Origin of the sequence: Leucobacter sp. M11, from assembly GCF_035726885.1 — a bacterium.
Taxonomy (GTDB): domain Bacteria; phylum Actinomycetota; class Actinomycetes; order Actinomycetales; family Microbacteriaceae; genus JAPFRB01.
In genome coordinates, this window is the sequence record NZ_JAPFRB010000003.1 from 533,977 (window position 1) to 538,348 (window position 4,372).

The following is a 4,372-nucleotide window of genomic DNA, read 5'->3' on the forward strand; positions in this document are numbered from 1 at the left end:
GCCGCACCTCATGCGGATGATTCTCGGCCCGGCCCACCTGCCGCTCCTCATTGCGAGCGTGCTCGGCGGCGCGCTACTGCTGCTGAGCGCCGACCTGGTCGCCCGCACCGCGATCCCGATGGCGGACCTGCCGATCGGGATGCTGACCTCGCTCGTCGGCGGCCCCTTCTTCTTCTGGCTGCTCCGGCGGGCCCGCAAGCGGGCCGGGGGCTGGGCATGATCGCCGGGCTGCTCGGCGGGAGCGCACGCACCGCGCCGCTGCCGGAGCCGCTGCCCGCCGGCACGGTCGCCATCGAGGCCACCGACGTCACCGTGCGTATCGACGGCCGCGACCTCCTCTCGGAGGCCAGCCTGAGCGTCCGCACGGGGGAGGTGCTCGCGCTGATCGGGCCAAACGGCGCCGGAAAGTCGACGCTGCTCGCCGCCATGACTGGCGACCTGCCCCGCACCGGCGGCGACGTCCGCATCGCCGGGCGTCCCCTGGCCGACTGGACCCTGCGGGAGCTCTCCCAACGGCGCGCCGTGCTCCCGCAGGAGAACGGCGTCTTCTTCCCGTTCACGGTGCAGCAGGTGGTGGAGATGGGACGCGCGCCCTGGCAGCGCACCGAGCGCGACCGCGAGGACGATGCGGCGGTCGACGAGGCCCTGCAGCTGACGGACATCGAGCGTTTCCGTGGTCGCCGGGTGCCCTCCCTGTCGGGCGGGGAGCGGGCGAGAGCCGCCCTCGCGCGAATCCTCGCCCAGCGTACCGGCGTGCTCCTGCTCGACGAGCCAACCGCGGCCCTGGACCTCAAGCACCAGGAAGCCGTGCTCTCCCTCGCCGCCGAGCGGGCGGCCCTCGGCGACGCCGTCATCGTGGTGCTCCACGACCTCAATCTCGCCGCCGCCTACGCGAACCGGATCGCCATGCTCAGCCGGGGCCGCATCGTCGCCTCCGGTGCCCCCGACGAGGTCCTCACTGCCGCACGGATCGGCGAGGTCTACGAACAACCCGTCGATGTGATTCGGCATCCGCTCACCGGAGCCACTCTGATTGTCCCGGTGCGGGGCGTCCGCCCCACACCCCTCGAAAGGTGAAGAACATGCGTCTCTCCCGCCCCACCGCCCCGCACGCCGTCCCGCCCCGTGGCTTCGCCCCCGCCCCGGCGGCCCGCGCCGCGGGCCGCCGCCGGGCCCCCCTCGCCGCGATCGCCCTGGCGGCGCTCGCGGCCACGCTGTCGTTCGGGGGGCTCACCGCGAACCCCACGCCCGCCTTCGCCGCGGGCTCGGTGCAGGTCTCGGTGGAGGGCTCCCCGGAGCAGACCTTCGTCGCCGACCCCGTCTATCAGACCCAGCTGCGCCTCAATGGCTCCGGCTTCCAATCGATTAAGAACGGCTTCGGCGGGATATACGTCTTCTTCGGCTGGGTCGACGGGGCCAACTGGGCCCCCAGTGCGGGGGGTGTGACCGGGGAGAACTACATGTACGTCCCCGATGACGAGGTGAACCCCGTCGGCTATGCGAACTTCGTCACCTTCCCCGGCAGCTCCACGGCCTACGCGGCCAACGGCGGCGAGGTCTCCGAGGACGGCTCCTGGTCCGCGATCGCCACGATCCCCGGCGCGAAATTCACCGCGGTGGATCGCTCCGGGAACCCGAGCGAGGTGAACTGCCTCGAGGTGCAGTGCGGGATCATGACCATGGGCGCCCACGGGGTCGTCAACGCGAACAACGAGACCTTCACCCCCATCACCTTCCAAGACCTCGGGGCTGCCGAGGGGCAGGCTCCCGCGGAGGCTCCGCCGATCCCGAGCCCCACCCCGGGCACCGGGGAGATGGCCGGGGCCACCCCAAACGCGACACCAACCCCCACGACCACCGAAATCACCGAGGAGCGCGTGGAAACGCTCCAGGTCGACGGGGAGGGGAACGGGGACAACGATCAGCTCATGACGATCCTCACCTGGGCGATCATCGGCGTGGGTGTGCTGGCCGTCGGATCGATCGGCTTCCTCGTCTGGGCGGTGCTCTCCGGGCGGCGAAAGGCCGCGGCCGCACTCGCCGCGGAGCAGGCAGCGGCCGCCGAGCCCGCGCCGGAACCGGTGCCAGCGGGCGCTCCCGCCGACGCTCCCGCCGACGCCACGGAACCGGATCAGCCCGAGCGGGGCGAGTGATGCGGCGGGGAGCGCTCGCGTCGGCGACCCGGCCCCGACGCCGCGCGGTGCCCGGAGCCCTGGTGGCCCTCATCCTGGGGGGACTCATCCTGGGCGGCAATACCCCGGCGCTCGGCCTCGACGCCCCCGCGAACGAGCCCGCCGCCGAGGAATCGCGCCTGCCGAACGAGACGGGCGAGACCCCGGAACCGGGGGATCCGGTCGAGCCGACGGAACCCGCCCGCCCCGCCCCGGAACCCCCGGAGGCCACCGCGGAGCCGGGCGACGACGCGGCGGGGACGACCCCCGACCCCGAGGCCGCCCCCGCGCCGAAACGCGCAGCCCCCGAGGACCCCCCGGGAGCCGAGCCCCCGGCTGCGGCGACGGCCGAGTCGGCCGAGGACCCGGACGCGGCCGAGCCGATCACCGTGGACAACGCGGTGTTCCGCTGGGGCCTCAATCGCGAGACCACGGGCGGTGCCTACTTCGGCGGGTGCAACTTCCTGAGCGCCGGGACCGCGGGCGACGCGAAGGGGTCCCGGATCTGGTCCCGGGGCGACGGCTTTTACCAGAGCTCCGAGGGCGCGGTGCGCCTCGAGCGGCCCACCCCGGACGGCTCCGGGGTGATCGTGCCGAGCTGGGACGAACGCTGCACGAACCCGGCCGGTGCCTCCGTGAACGGGAAGACCAACAACGCCGCGGACAGCACCACGCAGACCGTGGTGCGCATCGAGGACGGCGCCGGAGAGATCGATCCGGAGCGCAACACCGCGGACCTCTCCTGGGAGGGGAGCTTCACGGTCGCCTACTACGGGGGGATGACGTACTGGAGCGCCGCGGATCCGCGGCTCGTGGTCACCCCGAACGGCCGGGGCACGATCACCGCGACCCTCTCCGGCTTCGGGGCCGACATGGACAACCCCGAGGTCTGGAGCGTGCTCCCCAAGCGGGTCGTGACCCTCGCGACGCTGACCGGGGTGCGCGTCACCGAGTCCGGCTTCACGGTCGCCCCGGATTTTCTGGGGGTAACCGTGGACGCGGCCGGGCGGAACCCGCAGGCCGAGCGCACGTCCGCCAATGCGTCCTGGTGGGGCTCCTTCCCCCAGGACTTCAATGACTACCACCTGCTCACCGGGCAGTCCTCCTACTGGTACACGACCGATGGCTCGGCCAATAGCATCCAGCCTCGCAAGGTCGCCGACCCGTTCCGGCTCACCTTCGAGGACGCCGACCAGAGCCCGCCCGAGGTGACCATCCCCGAGCGGGTCTCCGCGCGGGACTGGCTCGAGACGACGATCCTGCCGCAGGTCTCCGGCGGCTCCCGCGACCGCCAGTTCCACTGGGAGCGGAAGCTTCCCGGGGGCGACTGGCAGGCGCTGCCCGTCCAGCGGGAGGCACCGCTGACCGTGATGCCGCTCCTGGCGGACTCCGGGGCCGAGTTCCGGGTGCGCGTGGAAACCCGGTACGGCACCGCCCAATCCGGGACAACCCGGATGACCATTGCCGCCAAGATCCCGGGTTCCATCGTGCCGCGCACCGGACCCGAGAAGAACGAACGCACCCAGCTCAACACGGTGAGCGACATCGCCGAGCGGATCGCCGAGCGCACCGTGCAGGACCTCACCGCACGGGCACGCGGCGTGGACCAGCCCCTCACCGCCACCGCCCCGCGGACGATCACCATTCCCTGGTCCGGGCGCGCTGAGACGGCGGAGGCCTGGCTCTACCCCGGGCAGCGCTACCTGGGGCAGTGGCAGATCGACCGAACGGCTGGCACCGCCTCGATCACGCTGCGCCCCGGCTCGGCGGACTCGGGCACCGCGGTCCTCGGCGGGCTCCTCGACGGCCAGGAATACTCGCTCCTGCTCTTCACCCACCTCGACCCGGTCGTCCGGATCGGGTTCACGGCCGAGGGCGGGAGCGGCGGGGCCACCGAGCTGACCGACGCCGGGCTGCGCTGGGGCATCAACGTTGAATCGAACGGCGGTGCCTACTTCGGCGGCTGCAACTTCCTCTCCGCCGGGCGGGCGGGCGACGCCGGTTCGGCCCGCATCTGGAACAAGTCCGACCGCTTCCTCGCCGCTTCCTCGGACGGGGGCCGGGTCCGCATCGAGAAGCCCGACCGGGCAGGAACGTGGGGCCCCATTACCTGGGAGAACAAGTGCCTCGACCCCTTCGGGAACCCGGTCACCAGCACCTCCACCGAGAGCACCTCGGGGGCCGAACTCGTGCTCCGCGGG

General features: G+C 72.6%; 3 protein-coding genes and 1 pseudogene. All 4 read left to right on the plus strand.

Annotated elements, in window-relative coordinates; all coding sequences use genetic code 11:
- Nucleotides 1-220: iron chelate uptake ABC transporter family permease subunit (locus OOT08_RS10900; RefSeq protein WP_325092667.1), on the plus strand; the 220-nt coding region annotated here is incomplete at its 5' end.
- Nucleotides 217-1,077: a heme ABC transporter ATP-binding protein gene (locus OOT08_RS10905; RefSeq protein ID WP_325092668.1), complete on the plus strand. Its 861-nt coding sequence runs from the start codon at nt 217-219 to the stop codon at nt 1,075-1,077. The genes OOT08_RS10900 and OOT08_RS10905, both read left to right, overlap by 4 nt.
- Nucleotides 1,078-1,082: 5 nt before the next feature.
- The gene (locus OOT08_RS10910) at nt 1,083-2,153 is read left to right on the plus strand and encodes a hypothetical protein (protein ID WP_325092669.1); all 1,071 of its coding nucleotides are present in this window, start codon (nt 1,083-1,085) and stop codon (nt 2,151-2,153) included.
- A gap of 62 nt (nt 2,154-2,215) precedes the next feature.
- Nucleotides 2,216-4,372 (plus strand): annotated as a pseudogene (locus tag OOT08_RS10915) (hypothetical protein); the annotation flags it as partial.

Bases quoted from the DNA above. Each gene is read 5' to 3' on its own strand.
- OOT08_RS10905 (WP_325092668.1), top strand. From the start codon at position 217: ATGATCGCCGGGCTGCTCGGCGGGAGCGCACGCACCGCGCCGCTGCCG.
- OOT08_RS10910 (WP_325092669.1), top strand. From the start codon at position 1,083: ATGCGTCTCTCCCGCCCCACCGCCCCGCACGCCGTCCCGCCCCGTGGC.